A 24,969-nucleotide genomic window follows, 5' to 3' on the forward strand; every position below is an offset into this window, starting at 1 on the left:
ACCCGGCGTGTAAAAGATTCTTGACACCCTGATCGCCTCGTGCCATGCTTCGGATGTCAAACATTTTGGACATTCAGGATCGGGCATCGGAGGGCATCGTGGTCCGCGAAGAGCGCAGCGTGTGGGTGGGACTCGTCGTCTCGGTCGTCGCGATGATCGTCTACGGCGTCATCATGTCGGCGCTCCTCCGATCGACGCCGATCGAGCAGATCAACTGGTTCCCGCTCATGGGGTGGACCCTCGGCATCTCGCTGGTGGTGTCCCTTATGCTCACGGCCGCGTGGGCGATGATCGCCGAAGCCGGGTGGCCGAGAGGTCTGCTGACGAGCGACGAACGCGATCGCGACATCGCCCGCATGGGCGATCGCGTGGGGCAGGCGTTCCTCGTCTTGGGCGGCCTCGGCGCCATCTTCCTCTGCGCCGCGGACGCCGCACCGTTCTGGATCGCCCATTCGGTCTTTGCAGGCTTCGCACTCTCGTCGATCATCGGCAGTGTGGCTCGCGTCATCGCCTACCGTCGCGGACTCGCCTGATGGTGAAGCCCACCCGCGTGACCAATGCCATCCGCGACCTCCGCGGCGATCGCGGCGTGACCCAGGCCGAGCTCGCCGCCGACGTCGGTGTCACCCGGCAGACCCTGAACGCCATCGAGCAGGGTAAGTACTCGCCCTCGCTCGAGGTCGCCTTCCAGATCGCGCGGGCGCTCGATGCGCCGTTCGACACCGTCTTCCAGTACCCGAACTCCACAATCCCCGAGGATCTCGCATGACCACGATGACCGTCTGGCGCCAGCGCACGTACGGATCGGCGGCAGTCGTCCGCCCCGAGACCGTGCCGCTGCCGATCCCCGGCCGGGGCGAGGTGCTCGTCCATGTGGATGCCGCGTCGCTGAACGCCGGCGACATCCACCTCATGCGGGGGGAGCCGCTACTCGTCCGTCCGTTCGCCGGGTTCGGGCGTCCACGGGTCGCCGGGCGCGGGATGGACCTCGCCGGCACGGTCACCGCGCTCGGGCAGGATGCCGAGGGGTTCGCGCTCGGCGACCGCGTCGTCGGCGCCTGGCGCGAGACGCTCGCCGGTGCGGTCGCCGTCCCGACGAAGCGGCTCACCCGGATCCCCGACGGCGTGAGCACGGTCACCGCGTCGACGCTGCCCGTCGCGGGGAATACCGCCGTTGACGCGCTCGACACCGCGCGCGTCCGCAACGGGTCGCGCGTGCTCGTCGTCGGCGCCGGGGGAGGGGTCGGCACGATGACCGTCCAGCTCGCCGCGGCGCGGGGCGCCGAGGTCTGGGCGACGTGCGGTGCCCGAGCCGTGGATCTCGTCCGCGCGCTCGGCGCTGCGCACGCGTTCGACTACCGCGTCACCGACCTGGCGACCCTCCCGCCCGCTTCGTTCGACGCGATCATCGACATCGCCGGTGAGCCGCCACTCGACGTGCTGAGTGGCCTGCTCGCGCCGCGCGGCACCGTCGCCTTCGTCGGCGGTGACGGAGGCCCGGTGTTCGGACCGCTCGCGCGCGCGACGCGATCCATGTTCGCGCGCGGACGCTTCCGCCAGGTGACCTCGCTCGTACGGACCTCGACCACCGCGAAGTTGCTGGAGGACGTGGCATCCGGCGTCCTCACTCCGCACGTGTCGCAGACCTTCCCGTTCGCCGAAGCCGGTGCCGCGCTTGCCGCGGTGGAATCCGGTCGGACGGTCGGGAAGGTCTGCGTCGTGTGGGGCTGATCAGGCGGTGGGAGGTTCCTCCGTTTCGACACCGTCGTCGTGCGCCTGCTCGAACTGCGAACGGTAGAGCCGGAAGTAGGCCCCTTCGCGAGCGATCAGTTCGTCGTGGGTGCCCTGCTCGACGATGTCGCCGTGCTCCATGACGAGGATGAGGTCCGCGTCGCGGATGGTCGACAGCCGGTGCGCGATCACGAACGACGTACGTCCCTCGCGGAGCGCTGCCATCGCGTGCTGCAGCAGCAGCTCGGTGCGGGTGTCGACCGACGAGGTCGCCTCGTCGAGGATCAGCACCGCCGGCTGCGCCACGAAGGCGCGCGCGATCGTGATGAGCTGCTTCTCGCCCGCCGACACGTTCGACGCGTCCTCGTCGAGCAGCGTGTCGTAGCCGTCGGGCAGCGAGTGCACGAACCGGTCGACGCGCGTCGCGACGGCGGCATCCACGATCTCGTCGTCGGTCGCCGTCGCCCGGCCGTACCGGATGTTCTCGCGGATCGTGCCGGCGAACAGCCACGGGTCCTGCAGCACCATGCCGGTGCGCGAGCGGACGTCGTCGCGGGTGAGCCGGGAGATGTCCTGCCCGTCGAGCAGGATGCGCCCGCCGTCGAGCTCGTAGAACCGCATCAGCAGGTTGACCAGCGTCGTCTTGCCGGCGCCGGTCGGCCCCACGATGGCGACCGTCTGCCCGGGCTCGACCCGGAACGACAGGTCGGAGATGAGCGGGTGCTCGGGCGTGTACGAGAACTTGACGTGCTCGAACTCGATGACGCCCTGCCCGCCCTGCAGCGCCGGCGCGTCGTCCGCGTCGGGGTCCTGCTCGTCGGCGTCGAGCAGCTCGAAGACACGCTCGGCCGACGCCGTGCCCGACTGGACGACGGCGGCCATGCCGCCGAGCTCCGACAGCGGCTGCGTGAACTGCTGCGAGTACTGGATGAAGGCCTGCACGTCACCGAGACGGAGCTGCCCGCTCGCGACCATGAGGCCACCGAGCACGGCGATGCCGACGTAGGTGAGGCTGCCGACGAAGGTCATGCTCGGCATGATCATGCCCGACAGGAACTGCGCCTTGAACGCCGCCTGGTAGAGCTCCTCGTTCTCGGCCTCGAACTTCTCGCGGGCGTCGGCCTCGCGGCCGAACACGCGCACGAGCGAGTGGCCCGAGAACGACTCCTCGACGCGGGCGTTGAGGCGGCCGACCTTGCGCCACTGCACGCCGAAGGCCTTCTGCGACTGCGGACCGATGATGCCGAAGATCACGGCCATGAGCGGCAGCGCGATGAGTGCGACGATCGCGAGCTGCCACGAGATCGAGAACATCATGATGAGGACGCCGACCACCGTGAGCATCGCGGTGAGCGCGCCGGAGAGCGACTGCTGCATCGTCTGGGTGATGTTGTCGATGTCATTCGTGACGCGCGAGATCAGCTCGCCGCGCTGCACCTTGTCGAAGTGCGACAGCGGCAGGCGGTTGAGCTTCGCCTCGACCTCTTCACGGAGGCGCCACATCGTGCGGACCATGATCACGTTGATGACGTAGCCCTGCAGCCAGCCGAGCACAGCGGATGCCACATAGATGATGAGCACCCACATGATGACGACGCGGAGGGCGTCGAAGTCGACGCCGACCCCGGGCGCGTAGTTCTGCATCGCCGAGACGATGTTCGCGAACTCGTCCTGCCCGGCGTCGCGGAGCGCCTCGACCGTCTGGTCCTGCGACAGCCCCCGGAACGCGGGTTGCCCGCCGATCGCGAGCGAGACCACGCCCTCGAAGATGAGGTTCGTGGCCTCGCCGAGCACCTTCGGTGCGATGACGGCGAGCACGACGCTGATCGCGCCACCGAGCGAGACGAGGGCGAAGATCCACTTGTACGGCGCGAGCAGACCGATCATCCGCGCGAAGCTCGGCCCGAACTTCGAGGCCTTACCAGGCGCGACGGAATCCCAGTCGCCGCTGTTCAGACGAGCCTGTTCAGCGAGCTCCTGTTCGTACAGCTCGTCTTCGGTGAGCTCGGGTGCCACCGCGGTCTCCTTGGCGCTCACGCGTCCACTCCCAACTGCGACTCGACGATCTCGCGGTAGGTCTCGCTCGTGGCGAGGAGTTCGTCATGGGTGCCGAGGCCGACCATCTTGCCGTCCTCGAGAACGACGATCCGATCGGCGTCGGTAATCGTCGAGATGCGCTGCGCGACGACGATCTTGGTGACGTGGGGGAGCTCCCGCCAGAGGGCTTGCCGCAACCTGGCATCCGTCGTCAGATCGAGTGCCGAGAACGAGTCGTCGAAGATGAGCACTTGCGGCTGGTGGACGATCGCGCGGGCGATCGAGAGTCGCTGGCGCTGGCCGCCCGAGACGTTCGTGCCACCCTGCGCGATGCGTCCGCCGAGCTGGTGGTCCATCTCTTCGACGAAGTCGCGGCCCTGCGCGATCTCGAGGGCGTGCCAGAGGTCGTCGTCGGTGGCATCCTCACGGCCGAACCGGAGGTTCGAGGCGACGGTGCCGGTGAACAGGAAGGGGCGCTGCGGCACGAGCCCGAGGCCCTTCCACAGTTCGTCGAGGTCGGCATCGCGCACGTCGACGCCGGCGACCTGCACCGAGCCGCCGGTGACGTCGAACAGTCGGGGGATGAGCGACACGAGCGTCGTCTTGCCCGACCCCGTCGATCCGACGATGGCGACCGTCTCGCCCGGGTCGGCACGGAAGCTGATGCCCTGCAGCACGGGGGCGTCCGCACCCGGGTAGGTGAACTCGACGTCGTCGAACACGACCGCACCGGGGGCGGGGAAGGCGGACACCGGGTTCGCGGGTCGCGGCAGCGACCCTTCGACGTCCAGGACCTCGCCGATGCGGTCGGCCGACACGGCCGCGCGCGGGATCATGATCGTCATGAAGGTGGCCATGAGCACACCCATGAGGATCTGTCCGATGTACTGCATGAAGGCGAAGAGGGTGCCGATCTCGACGTTCCCCTCGTCGACCTGGATGCCGCCGAACCAGATGACGCCGACAACCGTGACGTTCAGCACCAGCATCGCGAGCGGGAACATGAGGACGAACAGCGACCCGACTTTGCGGCCGACGATCATGATGTCGGTGTTGGCGCCGCGGAAGCGCTCCTCCTCGATGCGCTCGCGGACGAACGCGCGCACCACGCGGACGCCGGTGAGCTGCTCGCGCATGATGCGGTTCACGTTGTCGAGCTTCACCTGGTAGCTGCGGAACAGCGGCACCATGCGGCTGATGATGACGATGCCGATGATGAGCAGGGCCGGCACCGAGACGCCGATGAGCCAGCTGAGCCCGACGTCCTGCTGCAGCGCCATGATGATGCCGCCGATGGCGAGCAGCGGAGCGGTGACGAGCATCGTCGCGCCCATCATCGCGAGCATCTGCACCTGCTGCACGTCGTTGGTGTTGCGGGTGATGAGCGAGCCCGCGCCGAACTGCGTGACTTCTCGTTCGGAGAAGCCGCTGACCTTCTCGAAGACGTCGCCGCGGATGTCGCGGCCCACGGCCATCGCGGCGCGCGCCGCGAAGAAGGTCGCGATGACGGATGCCACGATCTGCCCGAGCGCGATGACGAGCATGAGCACGCCGTGCGACCAGATGTAGTCGATGTCGCCGGCGGTCACACCGTTGTCGATGATGTCCGCGTTGAGACGGGGGAGGTAGAGCGCGGCCATGGCCGACGCGAACTGGAAGACGAGGACGCCGATGAGCAGCCAGCGGTACCGGGACAGATACCGCACGAGGAGGGTCCAGAGCATAGGAATCAGCGTGCCACCGGGCTCCGACATCCGCCTCCCCCTGGGGGTGGATTCGGGCGGTGTCCGCTGACGGCGTAGCGGCCTCGCCCTAGGATGTGGCCGTGACCGCGCCCGAGCCTCCTGCCGAGCAGCCGCCCGCGGCGCCGGCGCCCCGGAAGCGCGGAGCGTGGGTCGGGACGATCACCGACAAGGTGCCGACCGGCTGGCTCACCGGCATCCTGCTCGTCCCATTCCTCGCGATCACCGCGGCGTTCGGCGGACTGAACGCGGTCGCCGCGCCCGCGATCCCGGAGATCTCGCCGGGCGACACGCATGACAGCGGTCCGTTCGACCTGACCGTCGAGCGTGCGGTGCTCATCGACGAGCTCCAGGGATCGGGTGCCTCCCCCGAGGAGGGGCAGCGCGTCCTGGCGCTCGTCGTCACCGCCGAGAACACCTGGGACCGGGCGTTCGGCTCGTACGCGACGAACGGCGTGACCGGTGCGTTGGCGATCCCGGCACTCGGCGAGGGTGCTGCACCGGTCGCGGTCGCGCGCCTCGACGATGCGACGGGTTCGCCGTTCTTGCAGCCGGGGATGCCGGTTGAACTCATCGTCACGTGGGTGGTGGATGCCGGTGCGTATACGGACGGCGACGAGATCGCGCTCGAGATCCGCGACTTCACCCTGTCCGTGGGGCAATTCATCACCGCCGGCGAGGACTGGGGATATCCGGTCCTCGGAGCGACGCTCGCGGTCCCCGTCACCGACGTCGGTGCGGGCGCGGATGCGGAGGCGGACGGATGAAGCCGCGGCTCGTCTGGTCGATCGGCGTGGGTCTGCTCGCCGTGGCGTGGATCGTCGTCGCGATCACTCCGGTGGAGGCGGATGCGGAGCGACCGTTCGCGGTCGCGGCATCCGTCGACGAGCCCGCGACGGCGCGGACGTTCACCGTGACGCTCTCGAATATGCGGCTCGGCGCAGCCGCGACCGACCCGCGTGGGTGGACGGCAGAGGGGACGTGGCTGCTCGTAGATATCGAGGCGGAGGCCCGACGCGAAGAAGCCCGTGTCGCACTGCGCTCCGCGTGGCTCGAGCTCGACGGCATCCGGTACCGCGCCAGCGAGCGCCCGCAGTCCTTCCTCGGTACGGCGCTGGCGGTCGGGCTGCCGAAGTCGGGGACCCTCGCCTTCGAGCTCCCCGGCGACATTGCCGATGCGAAGGGTGTGATCGAGCTCGCGACCGTCACCGAGACGCGTCTCGACGCGATCGTGACGCTCCCGGTCGACTTCGGCGCGCTCGAGCGTCAGCAGACCGTGGAGTTGGCACCGACGGAGTGGGCGCGATGAGCGGGTGGTGGCGGCGCAATCGGGTCGCCGCCTCCGCCGTGGTGCTCCTCCTCCCGGTCACTCTTCTCGGGATCGGGGGGTGGGACTGGTGGTCTGCGAACTACGGGAGGCCGGTCGTCCCGGTGACTGCGGCCGAAGGTGAGGCGATCGAGTTCGGCGGCATCACCTGGGGGCCGGCGGTCGCGAACGTCCTCACGCCGTCCGCCGACGCGAACGTCCCGTCGGGAGCGAGACTCGTCGAAGTCGACATCCCGGTCGACCGCCACGGCCAGAACACCGGGTGCTCGATCACCGCATTGAAGGAAGTGGGCGGGGCCGAGCGCGAGTGGAGCACGGACGCTTCGGATGCGGATTGGGACTACCGCAAGCGGACGATTTGCCCGGTCGACCCGACCGACGAGTCATACCCCGCCGGAGCGTTCCGCATCGAGGTGCCGTTCATCGTCCCCGCCGATGCCGCCGGTCCGTTCGTCGTCGAGGTCGTGCTCCTCGACGAGCTGCCGCGCGTCCTGCGACTCGAGGTCGTTCCCTGACGGTGCGGCCGGCGCGCCGATCAGTGCACCGACCGTCGCGTCGTACGCGCTCGCGATGACCACGGTGCGGATCGGCTCGATCACGATTGGGACGAGCATGAGCACCGCGACGCCGAACACCCGCCAGAACTCGTAGAAGTCCTGCGGGCCGATAAGCCGGATCAGCCCGAACCGCAGCCATTGCTCCCCGAGGATCACGAGCCAGTACGCGAGGACGTAGCCGCCGATGAGGATCGGCCCGCTCCGCCACATGAGGACCATCGCCCGCCACACCGGGACGAACCGCGATCCGGCGCGGGCGCCGAGGTCGTTCAGGCGTCGCCGCAGCCGCTGCGGGACCGTGCCGTAGCGCTCTCGCGCGCGCTCGACGAGCTCACCGCGCCACTGCACGCCCTGTGGCGCGACGGCTTGGCCGTACACGATGCCCGCGATGGCGAGCCACGCGAGCGGCACGCCCAGGAGTCCGCCCAGCTCTCCGAGCAGCCATCCGATGCCGTCCCAGGCCCACCCGAGCGGGGCGAACAGATCGCCGACCCACGCGCGCGCGTCGCCGAGCCAGCTGATCGCCTGCCTCGAGTCGACCCACCCGGTCACCTGCCCGATCGCCTCGCCCACGAAGTACGCGGCGAGGAACACCCAGAGGCCTTCGAGGTATGTGGCCGCCAGCGCAGTCCAGCGGGGGAGTCTCGCGTGCCAGCGGGTCCACGCCCACCGGCCGGCGAACGCGAGCACGACGACGGCGATCGTCCACGGCTCCCACTCCAGCGCGTCGACCGTTCCGGCGGTGTCGGCATCGACACCGGTGACGATCTCCGTGAATTCGCGGCCGATCTTCACCTGGAGCGCGGTGTCCAGGTAGGCGGCGACGTCCTCGCGAAGGAAGCCGAGCGCCGCATAGACGGCGATGAAGGGGAGGACCGACGAGAGCATCGCGTCTCGGAAGGCCCGACGACGCTCGGCCCGTTCGGTCGGTGCGGGTGCGATGACGCCGAGCCGAACCATGCCGTCCCGGAGGACGAGGAACATCGCGACGACGCTGACGAGCTTCGCGAGGATTGCGAGCGGCAGGATCAGGATGCCGCCGAGCGCGCTGTACCCTCCGACGAATCCGGCGACCTCGAGCCCGACGTACCGGCCGAGCGTGCCGATGAGGAACCACGCGACGAGCGCAGGCCAGTGCGCGACCAGGAGCCGCCCCGCCATCACGATCACCGCGCGCACGCTCTCACCGTAGCGGGGTGGGTGCCGCGCGGCATCCGCTCGGAGCCGCGGCACGGGCGGCACAAGCGCCGTGAACACCGGAATTCCGGGGTGCTCGCGATAGCGTGGGGGTGCGTCCCCCGGCCGAGGTCGGTCGGGTACGACGAAAGGACCCCATGAGTACTGCCAGCGAAGCGCCGCACGTGCGCGCGCACGTCTCCGGCGAGACCGCGACCTTCACCGGCGTCGACGGGCACGACGAGACCTTCACCGCCGACGACGTCGACGGCCTCCGCCGGCTCATCGTCGATCGGGTCCGGACGGATGCCGCGACCTCCAACACGACGATCGAACTGCACACGTCCGGGGATCGTGGAGCCCACGAACTGCTCGTCGGCCCCGACGGTGAGCTCATCGCGATCTACGACGACCGCACCCTCACGCGAGCCGAGGTTCGCCAGCACGTGTGGTGGACGACCGACCCCGTCGTCACCGAGGATGACGATGTGGACGACGACGATGCACGCGACGCCGAGGTCGCGGGTGATGCGACGCAATTGGACCGCGCGGCGTCCGCTGTCGAGGCACCCGCTCGTTCGGGGTTCGATCCGGGCGACGACGACGACATCGACGAGGACACCTTCACATCGGTGAGCACGTCGTCGGTGAGCGTCCCGCAGTTCTTCCTGCCTGCGCCAGTGAACCTCGCCCGCGTCGACCCGCCCGCCGCAGAGTCCGATTCCGAGCCCGCCGCCGAGGCCGAACCCGAGCCGGACACCGCGGCGGAAGCGTCGGACGACTGGGCGGCGCCGCGTGTCACCGAGATCCCCGCCGACGGTCCCGTCGAGGTCCAGGACGACGAGTCCGTCGAGGTCGCTGCCGACCGTGCCGCACCATCGACGGTCGCGGCGTTCGCGCCGGACGTCCCCGGAGACGAGGCGCCCACCGCCGATACGATCGACGCGGCTCCCTCGCACTCTCCGATGAACTCCGGCATCGGCGACTCGCTCCCCGACGTGCCGATGACCGCGTCGACGGCGATCGCCGCCGACGCGATCGTTCGTCCCCGTTTCATCGAGCCCGCCCCCGAGCACCCCGCCACCGTCACCGGGTGGCGCGCGTTCTTCGCGAAGCTCGGCTTCCCGGTCGGGCCGTCGCAGGCCGAGCTCGAGCGAGCAGCGCGCGAGAAGGCGGTGTCGCGGCAGTGGGCCGGATGCCGCGCGATCGCCGTCGCCAACGGCAAGGGCGGCGTCGGCAAGACGATGACCACGGCCGTCCTCTCCGCGGTCTTCGCGCGCCATGGCGGCGGCAACGTCCTCGCCTGGGACAACAACGACACCCGCGGCACGCTGGGCTGGCGCACCGAGCAGGGCGATTACGACTCAACCATCCGCGACCTGCTGCCGCACGCCCGGCAGCTGCTCGAAGCCACGGCATCCGTGTCGGACATCTCCCGCTTCGTGCACCACCAGTCGATCGACCGCTACGACGTGCTCCGATCCAACCCCGAGCTGCTCGCGGCTGATCAGCGCATCACCACTGCGGACTTCGATCTGCTCGCGCAGGTCGCTGCCCGGTACTACCGCATGGTCATCTTCGATTCCGGCAACGACGAGTCGGCGGACCGCTGGCTGCGGATGATCGACTCGGCACATCAGCTCGTCGTGCCGACGCTCGCCGCTCCCGAATCGGCCGAGTCGGCGGCGCTCCTGCTCGACGCACTCCGCAAGCGCGACGCCCACTCGCGGCGCCTCGCCGAAGGCGCTGTCGTGATCGTCGGGCAGTCCGAGAAGTCCAGCGCGGCCGCCGTGCAGGAGATCGCCGCAGGGTTCGAGGGGCACGTCCGTGCGGTGCAGATCATCCCCTTCGATGACGCGCTGAAGGCGGGCCGCATCCGATACGACGCGCTGCAGCCCAAGACGCGGGACGCGTGGATGCGCGCCGCCGCGGCGGTTGCCGACGGGCTCTGATCCGCGCGTGAGCGACGACGCCGAGCTGGTCCGGATCGCGGAGCAGCTGTGCGCGGTCCCGCCCGCCGACTTCACCGCGGCGCGGACCGCAGCCGCTTCCGACACGAGCGACCGCGGCGTCGCGGCGGCGGTCGCCAAGCTGCGCAAGCCCGTCCTCGCCGCGTGGGTCGTGAACGTCCTGGCGCGCGAGCGCGGCGACCTGCTGGCATCCGTCCTCGGGATCGCCGAGCAGTTGCGCGAGGCGCTCGAGGCGGGGGATGCCGCCGAGCTGAAGGCCCTCACCGCGCAGCGCCGCGCGACGCTGCGCGCCCTCGTCGACGCCGCGGTCGACGTCGCGTCGTCGCACGATGTCGCGGTGAGCGCGGCAGCCCGGGGCGGCGTCGAGCGCACCCTGGATGCTGCACTCCGCGATCCGGATGCCGCGGCGGCGGTCAGTACCGGGCGACTACTGCGCCCGCTCGAGGCGTCCGGCATGGAGGCGCCCGACCTGACCGACGCCGTCGCAGGGCCGTTCGCACCCGCGGCATCCGCACCACCGTCCGACGAGCTCGCCGAGCGCCGCGCCGCCCGCGAAGCCGAGCGCGCCGCCCGCGAGGCCGCTCGGGTGGCGGATGCCGCCGACCGCGATCTCGCCCGAGCCGAGGAGCGTCGTGCCACGGCGCGCGCGGCCGTCGCCCGACTCGAGGAACGTCTCGAGGATCTCGACGCGGAGCGCGAGCGCATCCGCGGAGCGGTGCAGGACGCTCGAGATGCAGCGGATGCCGCAGACGCCGCCCACCGCGATGCGCGGACGGCCGCGGGTCGTGCACGGGCGGCCGCGGAGCGCGCGAGCCTCGACTAGCGGCGTGCGTGGTCGAGCGCTGCGATCGCGGACGACCAGACGAGGGTCTGTGCGATCTCGACGGCGCGAGCGTACCGGTCTCCCGCGAGCACGATGAACAGGGCACCGACGACGTCGATGTAGCCCGCGACCTCGCCGGCCACGGTGACGCGGTATCGGTCGACGTCGACGAGCTCCCACGCGATGCGCGAGGCGCGCGCGGGCGGATCGGCCGGCCGGCGCGACGGGAGAGCGCGGAGGGCGTCGCCGTCGACGGTGATCGTCGTGTGGGGCGCGATGTCGTCCGGTTCCGTGTACATCCCGCACCTCGTCCCGATCAGCCCAGATTCGACCCCATGTGCAGACACCCTCTCGCGCGCAGTCGGATGGCAGCAGGGGATTGACGTCGGGCGAGGCGTATGCACTGCCGCCCGATCTCACAATGGGCCGATCGGTGATGAGAGGAAGAGGTAACGAAATCAACGCGCCCGATGCGGCGTCGCGAAACACGGGACTCATAGCGTCGAGCCTCACAACCACCAGGCTCCACGACTGAAAGAGATCCCAGATGTCCTACGTCAAGCCCACCGACCTCGTCCGCGGCGTCATCGACGCCGGCGCATCGAAGGTGATGCTCTCTGCTCGCGACACCCTCATCCGGGCGATCATGGGCGGTGCCATCCTCACGATCGCCGCGGCGTTCGCCGTGACGATCAGCGTGACGACGGGCAGCCCGCTGCTCGGCGCGGTGCTCTTCCCCATCGGCTTCATCATGTTGTACCTCCTCGGATACGACCTCCTCACCGGCGTGTTCGTGCTGGCGCCGCTCGCGTGGCTCGACAAGCGTCCGGGCGTCACGCTGGGCGGCATCCTCCGAAACTGGGGACTCGTCTTCCTCGGGAACTTCATCGGCGCGTTCGCGATCGCCGTGCTCATGGCGATCGTCTTCACGAACGGGTTCGCGACGGCACCGAACGCCGTCGGCGAGGCGATCGGCCACATCGGCGAGGGGCGCACCGTCGGGTACGCCGAGTTCGGCGCTTCGGGGATGCTGACGCTGTTCGTGCGAGCGGTGCTCTGCAACGCGATGGTCGCGACCGGCGTCGTGCTCGCGATGGTGTCGACGAACGTCATCGGAAAGATCTTCGCGATGTGGATGCCGATCATGCTCTTCTTCTTCATGGGCTTCGAGCACTCGATCGTGAACATGTTCCTCTTCCCGTCCGGCCTGCTGCTCGGCGGCGACTTCACGATCGTCGACTACCTGATCTGGAACGAGATCCCGACCGTGCTCGGCAACCTCGTCGGCGGCCTGCTCTTCGTCGGCATCCCGCTCTACGTGACCTACGGACGCCCGGCGGCGGCCCGCACGCTCCGCCCCTCGCGTCGCGAACGGGCACTGATGCAGCGTGCAGCGTCGGGTGACAGTGCTGATGCGCAGGGTGTCGACGAGCCCATCCGCGCGGGCGCCTGACGATGTCGCGGCCCGTAAAGAGTCCGAAACACCGCGCTGACGGCGGGGTAACGTCTCCGGCGTACGGTCTCGACATGAGCTCCACCGGCACCACACCGCACGTCGTGGTGGTCGGTGCGGGGATGGTCGCCCACCGCTTCGTCGAGAGCCTCCTCAGTCGAACCGACGAGCAGTGGCGGGTCACCGTTGTCGGCGAAGAGCCGCGGCACCCGTACGACCGGGTCGGGCTCACCTCGTTCTTCGCGGGCGCGTCGGCGACCGACCTCGAGCTCGATCCGTCACCGTTGGCGGACGAGCGGGTCCGCTTCCTCCGTGGCACGACGGTGGCCCGCATCGACCGCGAGGACGCGGCGGTCGTCACGGATCGCGGCGAGCACATCGAGTACGACCGGCTCGTCCTCGCGACCGGCTCGTACGCCGCACGGCTCGCGGTCGACGGGTACGACCACGACGGATGCTTCGTGTACCGGACCCTCGACGATGTCGAGCGGCTCGAGCGGTACGTGCAGGAGCGGTCCACGGAACTTGGACGACCGCTCGTCGGGACCGTGATCGGCGGCGGCCTCCTCGGGCTCGAGGCCGCCGGCGCGCTCCAGGGGCTCGGCGTCGAGTGCACCGTCGTCCAGTCGTCGGACCGACTCATGTCGGCCCAGCTCGACCTGCCTGCCGGTGATGCGCTGCGGCGACTCATCGAGGACCGCGGCATCCGTGTCCGCACCTCGGCGGTGACCACCCGACTCGACGCCGACCGCGACCGCCACGTCGTCGGGCTGGAACTCCGCGACGGCGCCTGGGAGCGGACGGACGTCGTCGTCTTCACCGTCGGTGTCAGGCCGCGCGACGAACTCGCACGCCAAGCGGGACTGGACGTCGACCCGCGCGGTGGCATCGTCATCGACGACGGATGCCGCACCTCGGACGACCGCATCCTCGCGATCGGCGAGGTCGCGAGTTTCGGCGCGCAGTGCGTCGGTCTCGTCGCGCCCGGCTACGCGATGGCAGAGGTCGCCGCGACCCGGCTGCTCGGACAGGATGCCGCGTTCCCGGGCTTCGACCTGTCGACCAAGTTGAAGCTGTCCGGCGTCGAGGTCGCGAGCTTCGGCGATGCGTTCGCCGAGACGCCCGGCGCGCTCGACGTCGTGTACGCCGACCCGATCGCGGGCGTCTACAAGAAGCTCGTCGTCTCTGACGATGCGAAGACGCTCCTCGGCGGCATCCTCGTCGGCGATGCGTCCGCGTACGGGTCGCTTCGGCCGCTCGTCGGCCGCGCGCTCGGCGGCGACCCGGTCGCGTACCTGATGCCGCAGGACGGCGTCGCGGCGCCGACCGGCGACCTGCCCGACGACGCGCTCGTCTGCTCGTGCAACAGCGTGACGGCCGGGACGATCCGGTCGGCCGTGCACGACGAGGGGTGCACCGACGTCGCAGCGGTCAAGGCGTGCACGAAGGCCGGCGCCGCGTGCGGCTCGTGCGTCATGACGATGAAGAAGATCGTCGGCGCCGAGCTCGCGAAGACGGGCGTGGCGCTCAGCAACGCACTGTGCGAGCACTTCTCGATGTCTCGTCGCCAGCTGTTCGACGCCGTACGCGTCTCTGGTCTGCAGACCTTCAGCGGCGTCATCGACCGCTTCGGGACCGGCCGCGGCTGTGACATCTGCAAGCCTGCGCTGGCGAGCATCCTCTCGACACTCACCGGCCGCCACGTGCTCGACGGTGAGAACGCGACGCTCCAGGACACCAACGACCACGTGATGGCGAACCTGCAGAAGGACGGCAGCTACTCGGTCGTGCCGCGCATCCCCGGCGGCGAGATCACCCCGGAAGGGCTCCTCGTCATCGGCCAGGTGGCGCAGGACTTCGGGCTGTACACGAAGATCACCGGTGGCCAGCGCATCGACATGTTCGGCGCGCGGCTCGAACAGCTCCCCGACATCTGGCGCCGCCTCGTGGATGCCGGATTCGAGTCCGGCCACGCCTACGGCAAGTCGCTTCGCACGGTGAAGTCCTGCGTCGGCTCCACGTGGTGCCGCTACGGCGTGCAGGACTCGGTGGGCATGGCGGTGCAGCTCGAGCTGCGGTACCGAGGGCTCCGCTCGCCGCACAAGATCAAGCTGGGCGTCTCGGGGTGCGCCCGGGAGTGCGCAGAGGCCCGCGGCAAGGACGTCGGCGTGATCGCGACGGAGGCGGGCTGGAACATGTACGTCGGCGGCAACGGCGGATTCACCCCCCGCCACGCGGTGCTCCTGGCAGAGGGCCTCGACGACGAGGGCCTCCTCCGCGCCATCGACCGGTTCTTGATGTACTACATCTTCACCGCCGATCGACTTCAGCGCACCGCCCCGTGGTTCGAGGACCTCGAGGGCGGCATCGATGAACTCCGCCGCGTCATCTTCGACGACTCGCTCGGCATCTGCGATGACCTGGATGCCGCGATGGCACACCACCTCGACGCGTACGAGGACGAGTGGAAAGCGACGCTCGACGACCCCGAGAAGCTCCGCCGGTTCGCGTCCTTCGTGAACGCACCGACGACCCCCGACCCGTCGCTCGCGTACACCGCCGAGCGCGGTCAGCCGCGCCCCGCGACGACCGAGGAGCGTGAGGCCGGCGGTGTCCTCATCGCGGGCACGACGCTGGAGGTGCGGCGATGACGATGGTCGCGCACGAAGCGGATGCCCCGGCGCTCCCGGTCGGGTGGGCGGCCATCTGCCGGGTCAGCGACCTCGAGGTCGAACGGGGGAGGGCGGCGCTGCTCGGGGAGACGCAGATCGCGCTGTTCCTGCTGCACAGCGGGCGCGTGCATGCCGTCCAGAACCTCGACCCGTACAGCGGCGCCCACGTCATCTCCCGCGGGATCGTCGGCAGCCGCCAGGATGCACCGACGGTGGCGTCGCCGATGTACAAGCAGGTGTTCGATCTCCGTACCGGGGTCTGCCTCGACACCCAGGGCAAGGAGCCGCACACGCTCCGCGTCTGGCCGGCCGCGGTCCAGAACGGCATCGTGTGCATCCGACAGGAGCAACCATGACCACCATGCTCGGACTCTCGCTGACCGGCCGCCGCGTCGTCTTCGTCGGCGGCGGCGCCGTCGCGGCACGGCGTATCGGCCGATTCCTCGACGAGGGGGCGCTCGTCACCGTCGTCGCACCGGACCTCGGTGCACACGTGCAGGCGCTCGTCGACGCCGGTCGCGTCGAGTGGGTCGCGCGGACCGCAGTCGAGACCGACATCGACGGCGCGTGGTTCGTGCACACCGCGACTGCCGTCCCGTCTATCGACGCGGCCGTCGCCGCATGGTGCGAGCGGGCGCGAGTCTTCTGCGTCAACACCTCGGACGGCGCGCACGGCTCTGCACGCCTGACTGCCGAGACCCGGGTGGGTGACGTGGTCGTCGGCGTGGCATCCGACGCGGGGGTCGATCCCCGCCGTTCGGCCCGACTGCGCGACGCGATCGGCGCGGCGCTGCGCAGCGGCGCACTGCCACTGCGACGACGCCGGAAGGCTGCCGGACGTGTCGATCTCGTCGGCGGCGGCCCCGGCCCTGCAGATCTGATGACCGTGCGCGGCAGGCGCCTGCTCGCCGAAGCGGACGTCGTCATCGCCGACCGCCTCGGACCGACCGACGTGCTTACGGAACTCGACCCTGACGTCGAGATCATCGATGTGGGGAAGCAGCCGCACCACCACCCCGTGCCGCAGGAGGAGATCAACGCGCTGCTCGTGGCGCATGCCCGTGCCGGCAAGCGGGTCGTGCGGCTCAAGGGCGGGGACCCGTTCGTGTACGGCCGAGGCGGGGAGGAGGTCGCGGCGTGTCTGGCGGCCGGGGTGCCCGTCGAGGTCGTCCCCGGGCTGACCAGTGCGGTGTCGGTCCCGGAGGCCGCCGGCATCCCGGTGACGCACCGCGGCGTCTCGTCGGGACTGCATCTCGCCAGCGGTCACGGCGAGCCGTCCCCGAGTACGCTCGCCGCGCTCGCGGACGACAGTGTCACGACGGTGTTCCTGATGGGGGTCGCCTCCCTCGCTCGCATCGTGGCCGCCGCCACGGCGGCGGGCGCGCCGGACAGTCGTCCGGTCGCTATCGTGGAGCGCGGTCACACTCGTGAGCAGCGGACGACCCGTTCGACGCTCGGAGCCGTGGTCGCCGACGCCGCGGCGGTGGGCGTGAGCAACCCTGCGGTGCTCGTGTTCGGTGACGTGGCGCGCGCCGATCTCCTTTTGCCGACGACTCAGGAAGTGGGTGACCCACGCCGGTGACAGACTCCGCCCGCCCTGCGCTCTCCGCGACGCTCGCCGGTTGCACGATCGTCATCGCCGTCGATCGTCGATCGAGCGAGCTCGCGTCGGCGCTCGAGCGGCACGGTGCTGTCGTGCGTCGGGCACCGGCGCTCACGATCGTCCCGCACATCGATGACGACGCCTTGATCACGGCGACCCGTGCGCTCATCGCGGCGCCGCCGGATGTCGTGGTCGCGACCACCGGTGTCGGGTTCCGAGGCTGGATGGAGGCGGCGGAAGAGGCGGGGCTCCTCGACGAGCTCCACGCGGCGATCGGACAGGCGCAGATCGTCGCGCGCGGCCCGAAGGCGCGTGGTGCGATTCAGCAGGCCGGGTTCACTGCTGATTGGGTCGCCGAGTCCGAGACATCCGGTGAGCTCGGCGAGTTCCTGCTCGCAGAGGGCGTCGGGGGACGCCGCATCGCCGTGCAGCATCACGGGTCCGGCGCGGACGGGTTGGACGAACTGTTCGCCGATGCCGGCGCCGACGTCGTGAGCCTCACTGTCTACCGGTGGGGGCCGCCGGCGGATCCCGCCGTCGTCGCGCGCTCCACCCTCGCCACCGCGCAGGGTGACGTCGACGCGGTGCTCTTCACCTCGGCGCCCGGCGCGGCCGAGTGGGTCGCCACCGCACGCCGGGAGGGGGTCCTCGACGGCATCGTCGCCTGCGCGGAGCGCGGTCGGGTGTTGTTCGCAGCGGTCGGCCCGATCACCGCCGGCCCCCTGGTCGACGCAGGGCTCGCGCCCCTCATCGCGGAGCGCGGGCGGCTCGGCTCTCTGGTCCGCGCCGTCGTGACCTACTTCGGCGGTGGCCATGCGCCCGCACTCGAGACCTCTGCGGGTCGGCTCGAACTCCGCAGCGGTGCCGCCGTCCTGGACGGCGCGTTGATCCCGCTCCCGCCGGCCTCGATGCAGATTCTCAGGATGCTCTTCGCGGCAGGCGGGGCCGTCGTCGCCCGCGGGGATCTGCAGGCCGTGCTGCCCCGCTCCGGTGGCTCGGACAGCGCCCATGCCGTCGACGTCGCGATCGCGCGCACCCGGGAGGCGCTCGGTGTCCCGACCGTGATCCGGACCGTCGTCAAGCGTGGCTATCGCCTGGATGTCGATCCCGTCGAGGTGCCCGCATGACCCCGGTCCTCGTCGCGTGCTCCCACGGCACGAGTTCGCCCGACGGACGCGCCGCGATCTCCGCCGTCGTCGACCGCGTCCGAGTCCTGCTGGGTGGCGTCCGAGTCGAGCCGGCTTTCGTCGACGTGCAGACGCCGGAGGTCGACGATGTCGTGCAGTCGCTCGGCGATGCGGCATCCGTCGTCGTACCCCTTCTGCTGTCGACGGGCTTCCACACGAACGTCGACATCGCGCGTGCAGTCCGCGAGGCCCGGGGGACGTGCGTCGCGACGCCCGCGCTCGGCCCGCATCCGTTGTTGGCCGATCTCCTTGCGCGACGGATCGAGTCGTTTTCGCCGCGGGAGGGAGACGCGGTGGTCCTGGCGGCCGCGGGATCGACGAATCCGGCGGCAGCCGTCGACGTCGCGGCGATGGCCGAGTTGCTCTCGGAGCGGATCCGAGTACCGGTCTCCACGGGGTTCGCCGCCGGTGCAGGCGTGCGAATCGGGGACGCCGTCGAGCAGGCGCGCGCGGGCGGAGCCCAGCGGGTGATCGCTGCGAGCTACGTGCTCGCCCCCGGCTTCTTCGCAGACCTCATCGCGTCCGCCGGCGCGGACATCGTCACCGAACCGCTCGCCCCGGACGACGCGGTCGCGGCCGTTGTGGTCGATCGGTATCGAGCTGCGGTCGGAGCCCTACTCTGAGCGCATGACCAAGTACCTCGTCTCGTTCCCCGGCGCCGCGATGGATCTCACCCCCGAGGAGTTCCGGCTCGCGGGAATCGAGTCCCGCGAGGTGATCCGCGAGGCGAAGGCGGCGGGCGTCTACGTCTTCGGCGGCGGTATCGCCGAGGACGTCCCGTCGGTCATGGTGTCGGCAGACGGCACGGCGACCGATGACACCTACCCGCAGACCGCGGAGTTCGATGGCGGGTTCACCGTGCTCGAGGTCGCGACGCGCGAGGAAGCGCTGGAGTGGGCGCGCAAGATCGCCGCCGCATGCCGCTGCGCGCAGGAACTCCGGGAGTTCATGTACGACCCGGAATCCTGACTCAGCTCACACCAGGGCGGGGGAGGCCGCCGCGGCGCGCTGCACCGCAGCGGTCACCGTGTCGAGCAGGGGTGACGACAGGTTCCAGCGCTGCCAGTAGAGGGGCACCTCGATCGCATCGCCACCGAGGCGCACCAGCGACCCGTCGGCGACGCCCGCCTCGTACTGGCCCGGCAGGAGCATGCCCCACCCGAGCCCCGCGACGATCACCTGTGCGAACTCCGCGGACGCGCTGATCACGTGGCGTGGCGCGGCGCTGCGGGCACCGTGGCGGCGCGCGAACCCGGACTGCAGCGTGTCGTTGCGGTCGAAGTCGACGATCGGCGCACGCTCGAGCGATGCGCGGTCGATCCCGTCCGGGAACCAGCGGTCCGCGAACGCGCGGGTCGCGATCGCGGTGTAGGGCATGCGGCCGAGCGGCGACGCCACGCAACCCGACACCGGCTCGCGCTGCGACGTGACGGCCCCCATGACGGTCCCCGCCGCGAGCAGCTGTGCGGTGCGCTCCTGGTCTTCCCGGTGGATCTCGAACGTCACCTCGTGCGCGGATGTCACCGCGGTCAGCGCCGGCAGGAACCAGGTGATCAGCGAGTCGGCATTGACCGCGAGCGGCACGTGGGGCGCCGCGACCTCGTCGCCGAGGGCGACCCGCGCGTCGTGCTCGAGGAGCGCGAGCTGCCGCGCGAGCCGGACGAGCGGTTCCCCGGCCTCGGTCGCGGTGACCGGCTTCGTCCGCCGGAGCACGACCCGCCCGATCCGCTGCTCGATCGCCCGGATGCGCTGGCTCACGGCGCTCGGTGTGATCCCGAGCTCGGATGCCGCCTTGTCGAGGGTGCCCGCGTCGACCACCGCGGCAAGGGTGCGAAGCTGCTCGAGGGGAAGTTCCATGGGCTCAGCGTAGATGAAGCGCTGCTTCAGATCGTGAAGAATCCTGCGCTGGACTGCACCTTGCGGCATCCGTACCGTCGTTGATGTGACCCCCGAACTCGTCGCTCTGCTGTCCGGCCTCGGCCTCTGCCTGGGACTGATCGTCTCGATCGGCGCCCAGAACGCCGTCGTCCTCCGCCAGGGACTCCGCCGTGAACACGTCGGCATGGTCGTGCTCGTCTGCGTCGTCAGCGACGCGATCCTGCAGACGATCGGTGTCGCCGGATTCGCGACGCTCGTCACTTCGCAGCCCTGGCTCGAGACGGCCGCGCGGTGGGCGGGCGCGCTCTTCATCGCGGGCTACGCGTTCGTGAGTGCCCGTCGCGCGTGGCGCGGGGGAGGGACGCTCGAAGCGGCGGCCGACGAGGCCCCGGCGGAACCCCAGCCCCCGGCGGAACCCCAGTCCCCGGCATCCGGTTCGTCCGTCGCGACCGCGACGCTGCCGGTCGTCCGCACCCGGTCCACTCGCACGGCGACGCTGCTGACGATCCTCGCGATGACGTGGCTCAACCCGCATGCACTCGTCGAGACGACGGTCGTCCTCGGTTCCGTCGCGGCGACGCACGGCCCCGACCGGTGGTGGTTCCTCGCCGGCGGCATCGCCGCGAGCACACTGTGGTTCGTCGTGTTCGGATACGGCGCGCGCTACCTGGCGCCGCTCCTGCGCACGGAGCGGGCATGGCGCATCCTCGACGCCGGCATCGCCGTCGTCATGATCGGGATCGCGATCACTCTCGTCCTCGGGTGATCAGCGGCTGACCCCGGAGGTCAGTTCGCGGCGTCGTACGCCTCGAGCACCGCTGCGGGAACGCGGCCGCGCTCCGAGACGGTGTACCCGTTCTTCGCGGCCCACTCGCGGATCGGTGCGTAGTCGCGCTGTCCGGCGCGCTTCTGCTTGCGACCCGAGCCCGATGCGGCGCGCGGGCTGGCGGAGCGGGTCGACACCGAACGTGCGGCGTCGACGAACGGGGCGATCGCGTCGCGCAGCGCTGCGGCGTTCTCGGTCGTGAGGTCGATCTCGTATGCGGTGCCGTCGAGGGAGAACAGCACCGTTTCGCCCTGCCCGATCTCGAGGACGGTGCCGTCCAGGTCATCGACGAGCTGATGCACGATTTTGCGAGCCATGGCCAGAGCCTAGTGGCGACCCGCGGAATTACGGGAGAAGTCCCGCCCGGCGCGCCTTGGCCACCGCCGCGTGGCGGGTGGACGCATCGAGCTTGGCCATCGCCGCCTGCAGGTACGACTTCACGGTGCCTTCGCGCAGCGACAGCGACGCCGCGATCTCGGCGTTCGTCGCGCCCAGCGCGCAACACGCGAGCACATCGATCTCACGCGGCGAGAGCGTGACGTCGAGGGTGAGCGCCGGCTGGACACGTTCACCCGAGATGCCCGCAAGCCGGCGCTCCACCGCGGCGATGCGATCGCGGAGAGCGGTGTCGGTGACGGATGCCGCGATGCTGCGCAGTTCCGCGTAGCTCTCGCGGAGGTCCTCCTGCGCGGCGGCGGGCAGCGCGTGCTGCGGCGGCGTCAGCGCGGTGACCCGACGGTCGACCTCCTCGCGCACGCGGAGTTCATTGGCGACGAGGTCGGCGGCGCGGAACGCGGGCCGGCTCACGAGGTCGCCGACGGGACCGGGGGTCCACGAGCCGCAGTACAGGATGCCGCGCGGGCGTCCGGCGACGACGATCGGGACGGCGAGCAGCGTCGAGATGCCCTCGCCGAGGATGGCGCGGTCGTAGTCGTGCGTGATCGTGCGGGCGGTGCGGTAGTCCAGCGCGAGCCGCGGCCGCTTCTCGACCATGGCTGCGCCGCCGAGGCCGCGACCCGTGTGGACGACGAGGCCCTCGATGCTGCGGGTGCGAGTGCCGGCGATCGCGCTGACGTGGACGGCACCGTCGTGCTCGAGTCCGCCGAAGACGACGGGGAACCGGGTGTGGCGGGCAAGGTCCGAGACAGCGCGGGAGACGAGCTGCGTCTCCGAGTCGCTCTCCACCGGCAATCCCTTACCTACTTCCGGGGGTGACGGCACCTGCGCCGCCTTCGTACGGTCGAACGTACCACGCGGCCGTTTCTGAGAAACAGCCGTGAACGAGCATCGTCGCTCACCCCATGAGGCAAGGAGGCCACATGTCGCACCCGTCCCCCGATGGCGCCGGAGGGAGTGCCATCGACTACATCGCGGTGGAGGAGTCCCCGCGGTTCGTCGAGCTGAAGCGAAAGCATCGGAGCGTGGTCTTCCCGCTCGCCGTGCTGTTCCTCGTCTGGTACTTCGTCTACGTCCTGCTCTCCTCGTTCGCGCCCGACTTCATGGCGCAGCAGGTGTGGGGCCACATCACGATCGGCCTGCTGCTCGGGCTCGGCCAGTTCGTGACGACGTTCGCGATCACGATGGGCTACGTCTCGTTCGCGAACCGCAAGCTCGACCCCATCTCGTCCGAGATCCGCACCGACCTCGAGCGGCAGGAGACCCGATGAGCTCGATCCTCGTGGCCGCGGCCCCCGCCGCGAACGCCGAGAACAACCCCGTCCTCAACATCTCGATCTTCGGCGCGTTCGTCGCGGTGACGCTGTTCATCGTCATCCGGGCCAGCCGCAACAACAAGACGGCCGCCGATTACTACGCGGCCGGCCGCTCGTTCACGGGCCCGCAGAACGGATTCGCGATCGCCGGTGACTACCTGTCCGCGGCATCCTTCCTCGGCATCGTCGGTGCCATCGCCATCAACGGATACGACGGGTTCCTCTACTCGATCGGGTTCCTGGTGGCGTGGCTCGTCGCGCTCCTGCTGGTCGCCGAACTCATGCGCAACACCGGCAAGTTCACGATGGCCGATGTGCTGTCGTTCCGACTGAAGCAGCGGCCGGTGCGACTCGCGGCCGCGATCACGACCCTCGCGGTCTGCTTCTTCTACCTGCTCGCGCAGATGGCGGGCGCCGGCGGGCTCGTGTCGCTGCTGCTCGGCATCACCGAATCGGTCGGCCAGTCGGTCGTCGTCGCCGTCGTCGGCGTGCTGATGATCGTGTACGTCCTGATCGGCGGCATGAAGGGCACCACCTGGGTGCAGATCGTGAAGGCGTTCCTGCTCATCGGCGGCGCCGTCGTCATGACCATCTGGGTGCTTGCGATCAACGGCTTCAGCCTCGACACTCTGCTCGGTGCCGCGGTCGAGGCGTCGAACCGCGACCCGCAGGAGGCGATCCTGGGGCCCGGCCTGCAGTACGGCGCGAACCCGTGGGACTTCCTCTCCCTCGCGATCGCGCTCGTCCTCGGTACCGCGGGCCTCCCGCACGTGCTGATGCGCTTCTACACCGTGCCGACTGCCAAGGAGGCACGTCGCTCGGTGGTGTGGGCGATCTGGCTGATCGGCCTCTTCTACCTGCTCACCCTCGTGCTCGGCTACGGCGCCGGTGCGATTGTGGGGCCGGCGACGATCGCCGCCGCCCCCGGCGGCGTGAACTCCGCCGCACCGCTGCTCGCGGCGGCGCTCGGTGGACCCGTGTTGCTCGGCTTCATCTCGGCGGTCGCGTTCGCGACGATCCTCGCGGTCGTCGCAGGACTCACGATCACGGCGGCCGCCTCGTTCGCACACGACATCTACGCGAACGTCGTGAAGAAGGGGAACGTGCCGCCGGACGGCGAGGTCAAGGTCGCCCGACGCACGGTCATCGTGATCGGCGTGCTCGCGATCCTCGGCGGCATCGGGGTGCAGGGGCAGAACGTGGCGTTCCTCGTCGCGCTCGCCTTCGCCGTCGCGGCATCCGCGAACCTTCCGACGATCCTGTTCTCGCTGTTCTGGCGGAAGTTCACCACGCGCGGTGCGGTGTGGAGCATGTACGGCGGCCTCGTGACCGCCATCGTCCTGATCGTGCTCTCGCCGGTGTTCTGGGGCATGCCCACCAGCGTCTTCAAGGACGTCGGCACCGCGATCTGGCCGCTCAACAACCCCGGCATCGTGTCGATCCCGGTGGGCTTCTTCCTCGGCTGGCTCGGGTCGGTGACCTCGCGCAAGGCGGAGGACGCGAAGAAGGCCGCCGAGATGGAGGTCCGCTCGCTCACCGGCTACGGCGCCGAGAAGGCGGTCGACCACTAGTCGGCGAACGAATCCTCCCCCAGGATCGAGGCGGGAGCGGACGGCCTACTCGTCCGCTCCCGCCTCGAGTTCGAGGAGGAACCGCTTCCGCTCCGGGTGCCCGCCGTACTCGCCGATCGACCCGTCGCTGCGGACGATCCGGTGCGCGGGGACGACGATCGACCACGGGGTCCGCGCGCACGCAGTGCCGACCGCGCGGTTCGCACCGGGGGCGCCGGCGGCGATCGCGATCTCGGCGTACGACGCGGTCACGCCGTACGGGACGTCGATGATCGCCTCGAGCGCCCGGCGGGTGAACCCCGACACGAGTCGCCAGTCCAGCTCGACGTCGAAGCCCCTCCGGGTCCCGGCGAAGTACTCGTCGAGCTGACGGGCGACCTCGGCCGCGGCATCCGGATCGGGCACCGGCACGGCGTGCAGCACCAGGCTCAACCGGGCGATCTCTGCGTACACGGGCCCATCGAGCACCGTGAGCGCGACGAGCCCGTCGTCGGTGGCGACGAGGAGCGCGTCGCCGATCGGCGTCGGGTGCACGGCATAGGCTGCGGAGGTCATGGCTTCATCATGACCGGCTGCGACGGCGCGCGCAGTCCCGCCGCGGGGAGCAGGGGAGAACGCGACGGCTCCGGGCGTTGGGGAGAAACCCTCACTCGAACGCGGGCGCGCGAGGATCCGCGAAACTCGGCGGTCGTTCCCGGAATCCC

25 protein-coding genes are annotated in these 24,969 nt (G+C 70.2%); 17 read left to right on the forward strand and 8 right to left on the reverse strand.

Going from position 1 to position 24,969, the window contains the following annotated elements:
- Positions 1 to 53: 53 nt before the first annotated feature.
- Genes QNI14_RS01570 through QNI14_RS01580 form a run of 3 tightly spaced genes read left to right on the forward strand, consistent with a single transcriptional unit; the run spans position 54 to position 1,731 of the window.
- Positions 54 to 533, forward strand: a complete 480-nt coding sequence (locus QNI14_RS01570; RefSeq protein ID WP_283714428.1) for a hypothetical protein — start codon at positions 54 to 56, stop codon at positions 531 to 533.
- Complete coding sequence (locus QNI14_RS01575) at positions 533 to 769, forward strand: helix-turn-helix transcriptional regulator (protein WP_283714429.1); 237 nt, start codon at positions 533 to 535, stop codon at positions 767 to 769. Before QNI14_RS01570 ends, QNI14_RS01575 begins: the two co-directional genes overlap by 1 nt.
- Complete coding sequence (locus tag QNI14_RS01580; protein WP_283714430.1) at positions 766 to 1,731, forward strand: NAD(P)-dependent alcohol dehydrogenase; 966 nt, start codon at positions 766 to 768, stop codon at positions 1,729 to 1,731. Before QNI14_RS01575 ends, QNI14_RS01580 begins: the two co-directional genes overlap by 4 nt.
- Here QNI14_RS01580 and QNI14_RS01585 read toward each other — a convergent pair whose 3' ends face one another.
- On the reverse strand, positions 1,732 to 3,768 hold the full coding sequence (locus QNI14_RS01585) for an ABC transporter ATP-binding protein (RefSeq protein ID WP_283714431.1): 2,037 nt from the start codon (positions 3,766 to 3,768) through the stop codon (positions 1,732 to 1,734). It lies immediately after the preceding gene.
- On the reverse strand, positions 3,765 to 5,492 hold the full coding sequence (locus tag QNI14_RS01590) for an ABC transporter ATP-binding protein (RefSeq protein WP_283714432.1): 1,728 nt from the start codon (positions 5,490 to 5,492) through the stop codon (positions 3,765 to 3,767). Before QNI14_RS01590 ends, QNI14_RS01585 begins: the two co-directional genes overlap by 4 nt.
- Before the next feature lie 101 nt (positions 5,493 to 5,593).
- Between QNI14_RS01590 and QNI14_RS01595 the strand changes: the two genes are divergently transcribed.
- Both QNI14_RS01595 and QNI14_RS01600 read left to right on the forward strand, forming a co-directional pair.
- On the forward strand, positions 5,594 to 6,277 hold the full coding sequence (locus tag QNI14_RS01595; RefSeq protein WP_283714433.1) for a hypothetical protein: 684 nt from the start codon (positions 5,594 to 5,596) through the stop codon (positions 6,275 to 6,277).
- Positions 6,274 to 6,819, forward strand: coding sequence for a hypothetical protein (locus QNI14_RS01600; protein ID WP_283714434.1), 546 nt, complete (start codon positions 6,274 to 6,276; stop codon positions 6,817 to 6,819). The genes QNI14_RS01595 and QNI14_RS01600 overlap by 4 nt, the downstream gene beginning before the upstream one ends.
- A 401-nt stretch (positions 6,820 to 7,220) precedes the next feature.
- On the opposite strand, the gene QNI14_RS01605 is transcribed toward QNI14_RS01600, so the two are convergent.
- Complete coding sequence (locus tag QNI14_RS01605; RefSeq protein WP_283714435.1) at positions 7,221 to 8,573, reverse strand: hypothetical protein; 1,353 nt, start codon at positions 8,571 to 8,573, stop codon at positions 7,221 to 7,223.
- Positions 8,574 to 8,728: 155 nt separating this feature from the next.
- Here QNI14_RS01605 and QNI14_RS01610 point away from each other — a divergent pair, with 155 nt between their 5' ends.
- Both QNI14_RS01610 and QNI14_RS01615 read left to right on the forward strand, forming a co-directional pair.
- Positions 8,729 to 10,522, forward strand: a complete 1,794-nt coding sequence (locus tag QNI14_RS01610; RefSeq protein WP_283714436.1) for a ParA family protein — start codon at positions 8,729 to 8,731, stop codon at positions 10,520 to 10,522.
- 7 nt (positions 10,523 to 10,529) lie between these two features.
- A complete protein-coding gene (locus tag QNI14_RS01615) occupies positions 10,530 to 11,363 on the forward strand; it encodes a hypothetical protein (RefSeq protein ID WP_283714437.1) in 834 nt (277 codons plus the stop codon).
- On the opposite strand, the gene QNI14_RS01620 is transcribed toward QNI14_RS01615, so the two are convergent.
- On the reverse strand, positions 11,360 to 11,662 hold the full coding sequence (locus tag QNI14_RS01620) for a hypothetical protein (RefSeq protein ID WP_283714438.1): 303 nt from the start codon (positions 11,660 to 11,662) through the stop codon (positions 11,360 to 11,362). The two genes, QNI14_RS01615 and QNI14_RS01620, sit on opposite strands and share 4 nt — an antisense overlap.
- 248 nt (positions 11,663 to 11,910) lie before the next feature.
- Between QNI14_RS01620 and QNI14_RS01625 the strand changes: the two genes are divergently transcribed.
- The 7 genes from QNI14_RS01625 (at position 11,911) to QNI14_RS01655 (ending at position 19,247) form a co-directional block, all read left to right on the forward strand.
- Complete coding sequence (locus tag QNI14_RS01625; RefSeq protein WP_283714439.1) at positions 11,911 to 12,816, forward strand: formate/nitrite transporter family protein; 906 nt, start codon at positions 11,911 to 11,913, stop codon at positions 12,814 to 12,816.
- A gap of 74 nt (positions 12,817 to 12,890) precedes the next feature.
- Positions 12,891 to 15,467 carry a nitrite reductase large subunit NirB gene (nirB, locus tag QNI14_RS01630; protein WP_283714440.1) on the forward strand — a complete coding sequence of 859 codons (2,577 nt, stop codon included), beginning with the start codon at positions 12,891 to 12,893 and terminating at the stop codon, positions 15,465 to 15,467.
- Positions 15,464 to 15,844, forward strand: coding sequence for a nitrite reductase small subunit NirD (gene nirD, locus QNI14_RS01635; RefSeq protein ID WP_283714441.1), 381 nt, complete (start codon positions 15,464 to 15,466; stop codon positions 15,842 to 15,844). The genes nirB and nirD overlap by 4 nt, the downstream gene beginning before the upstream one ends.
- Positions 15,841 to 17,070: a uroporphyrinogen-III C-methyltransferase gene (gene cobA, locus QNI14_RS01640; RefSeq protein WP_283714442.1), complete on the forward strand. Its 1,230-nt coding sequence runs from the start codon at positions 15,841 to 15,843 to the stop codon at positions 17,068 to 17,070. The genes nirD and cobA overlap by 4 nt, the downstream gene beginning before the upstream one ends.
- Positions 17,067 to 18,218 carry a uroporphyrinogen-III synthase gene (locus QNI14_RS01645; RefSeq protein WP_283714443.1) on the forward strand — a complete coding sequence of 384 codons (1,152 nt, stop codon included), beginning with the start codon at positions 17,067 to 17,069 and terminating at the stop codon, positions 18,216 to 18,218. Before cobA ends, QNI14_RS01645 begins: the two co-directional genes overlap by 4 nt.
- Positions 18,215 to 18,901, forward strand: a complete 687-nt coding sequence (locus tag QNI14_RS01650) for a sirohydrochlorin chelatase (RefSeq protein WP_283714444.1) — start codon at positions 18,215 to 18,217, stop codon at positions 18,899 to 18,901. Before QNI14_RS01645 ends, QNI14_RS01650 begins: the two co-directional genes overlap by 4 nt.
- 4 nt (positions 18,902 to 18,905) lie before the next feature.
- Complete coding sequence (locus tag QNI14_RS01655) at positions 18,906 to 19,247, forward strand: YciI family protein (protein ID WP_283714445.1); 342 nt, start codon at positions 18,906 to 18,908, stop codon at positions 19,245 to 19,247.
- A gap of 6 nt (positions 19,248 to 19,253) precedes the next feature.
- On the opposite strand, the gene QNI14_RS01660 is transcribed toward QNI14_RS01655, so the two are convergent.
- Positions 19,254 to 20,135 carry a LysR family transcriptional regulator ArgP gene (locus QNI14_RS01660; protein WP_283714446.1) on the reverse strand — a complete coding sequence of 294 codons (882 nt, stop codon included), beginning with the start codon at positions 20,133 to 20,135 and terminating at the stop codon, positions 19,254 to 19,256.
- A gap of 85 nt (positions 20,136 to 20,220) precedes the next feature.
- Between QNI14_RS01660 and QNI14_RS01665 the strand changes: the two genes are divergently transcribed.
- Positions 20,221 to 20,922 carry a LysE/ArgO family amino acid transporter gene (locus tag QNI14_RS01665; protein WP_283714447.1) on the forward strand — a complete coding sequence of 234 codons (702 nt, stop codon included), beginning with the start codon at positions 20,221 to 20,223 and terminating at the stop codon, positions 20,920 to 20,922.
- Positions 20,923 to 20,942: 20 nt separating this feature from the next.
- On the opposite strand, the gene QNI14_RS01670 is transcribed toward QNI14_RS01665, so the two are convergent.
- Together QNI14_RS01670 and QNI14_RS01675 are read right to left on the reverse strand one after the other, a co-directional pair.
- Positions 20,943 to 21,299 (reverse strand): histone-like nucleoid-structuring protein Lsr2, encoded by a 357-nt coding sequence (locus QNI14_RS01670; RefSeq protein ID WP_283714448.1) that lies wholly within the window; start codon positions 21,297 to 21,299, stop codon positions 20,943 to 20,945.
- A 28-nt stretch (positions 21,300 to 21,327) separates the two neighbouring features.
- Positions 21,328 to 22,167, reverse strand: coding sequence for a LuxR C-terminal-related transcriptional regulator (locus tag QNI14_RS01675; RefSeq protein WP_283714449.1), 840 nt, complete (start codon positions 22,165 to 22,167; stop codon positions 21,328 to 21,330).
- A 134-nt stretch (positions 22,168 to 22,301) separates the two neighbouring features.
- Between QNI14_RS01675 and QNI14_RS01680 the strand changes: the two genes are divergently transcribed.
- Entirely contained in the window at positions 22,302 to 22,649 is a 348-nt protein-coding gene (locus QNI14_RS01680) for a DUF485 domain-containing protein (RefSeq protein WP_283714450.1), read from the forward strand.
- Positions 22,646 to 24,265: a solute symporter family protein gene (locus tag QNI14_RS01685; protein ID WP_283714451.1), complete on the forward strand. Its 1,620-nt coding sequence runs from the start codon at positions 22,646 to 22,648 to the stop codon at positions 24,263 to 24,265. The genes QNI14_RS01680 and QNI14_RS01685 overlap by 4 nt, the downstream gene beginning before the upstream one ends.
- Before the next feature lie 45 nt (positions 24,266 to 24,310).
- Here the strand turns inward: QNI14_RS01685 and QNI14_RS01690 are convergent, their stop codons facing one another.
- Positions 24,311 to 24,820, reverse strand: a complete 510-nt coding sequence (locus QNI14_RS01690; RefSeq protein WP_283714452.1) for a methylated-DNA--[protein]-cysteine S-methyltransferase — start codon at positions 24,818 to 24,820, stop codon at positions 24,311 to 24,313.
- Positions 24,821 to 24,969 lie beyond the last annotated feature (149 nt).

This window comes from Microbacterium dauci (assembly GCF_030065535.1).
GTDB lineage: Bacteria > Actinomycetota > Actinomycetes > Actinomycetales > Microbacteriaceae > Microbacterium > Microbacterium dauci.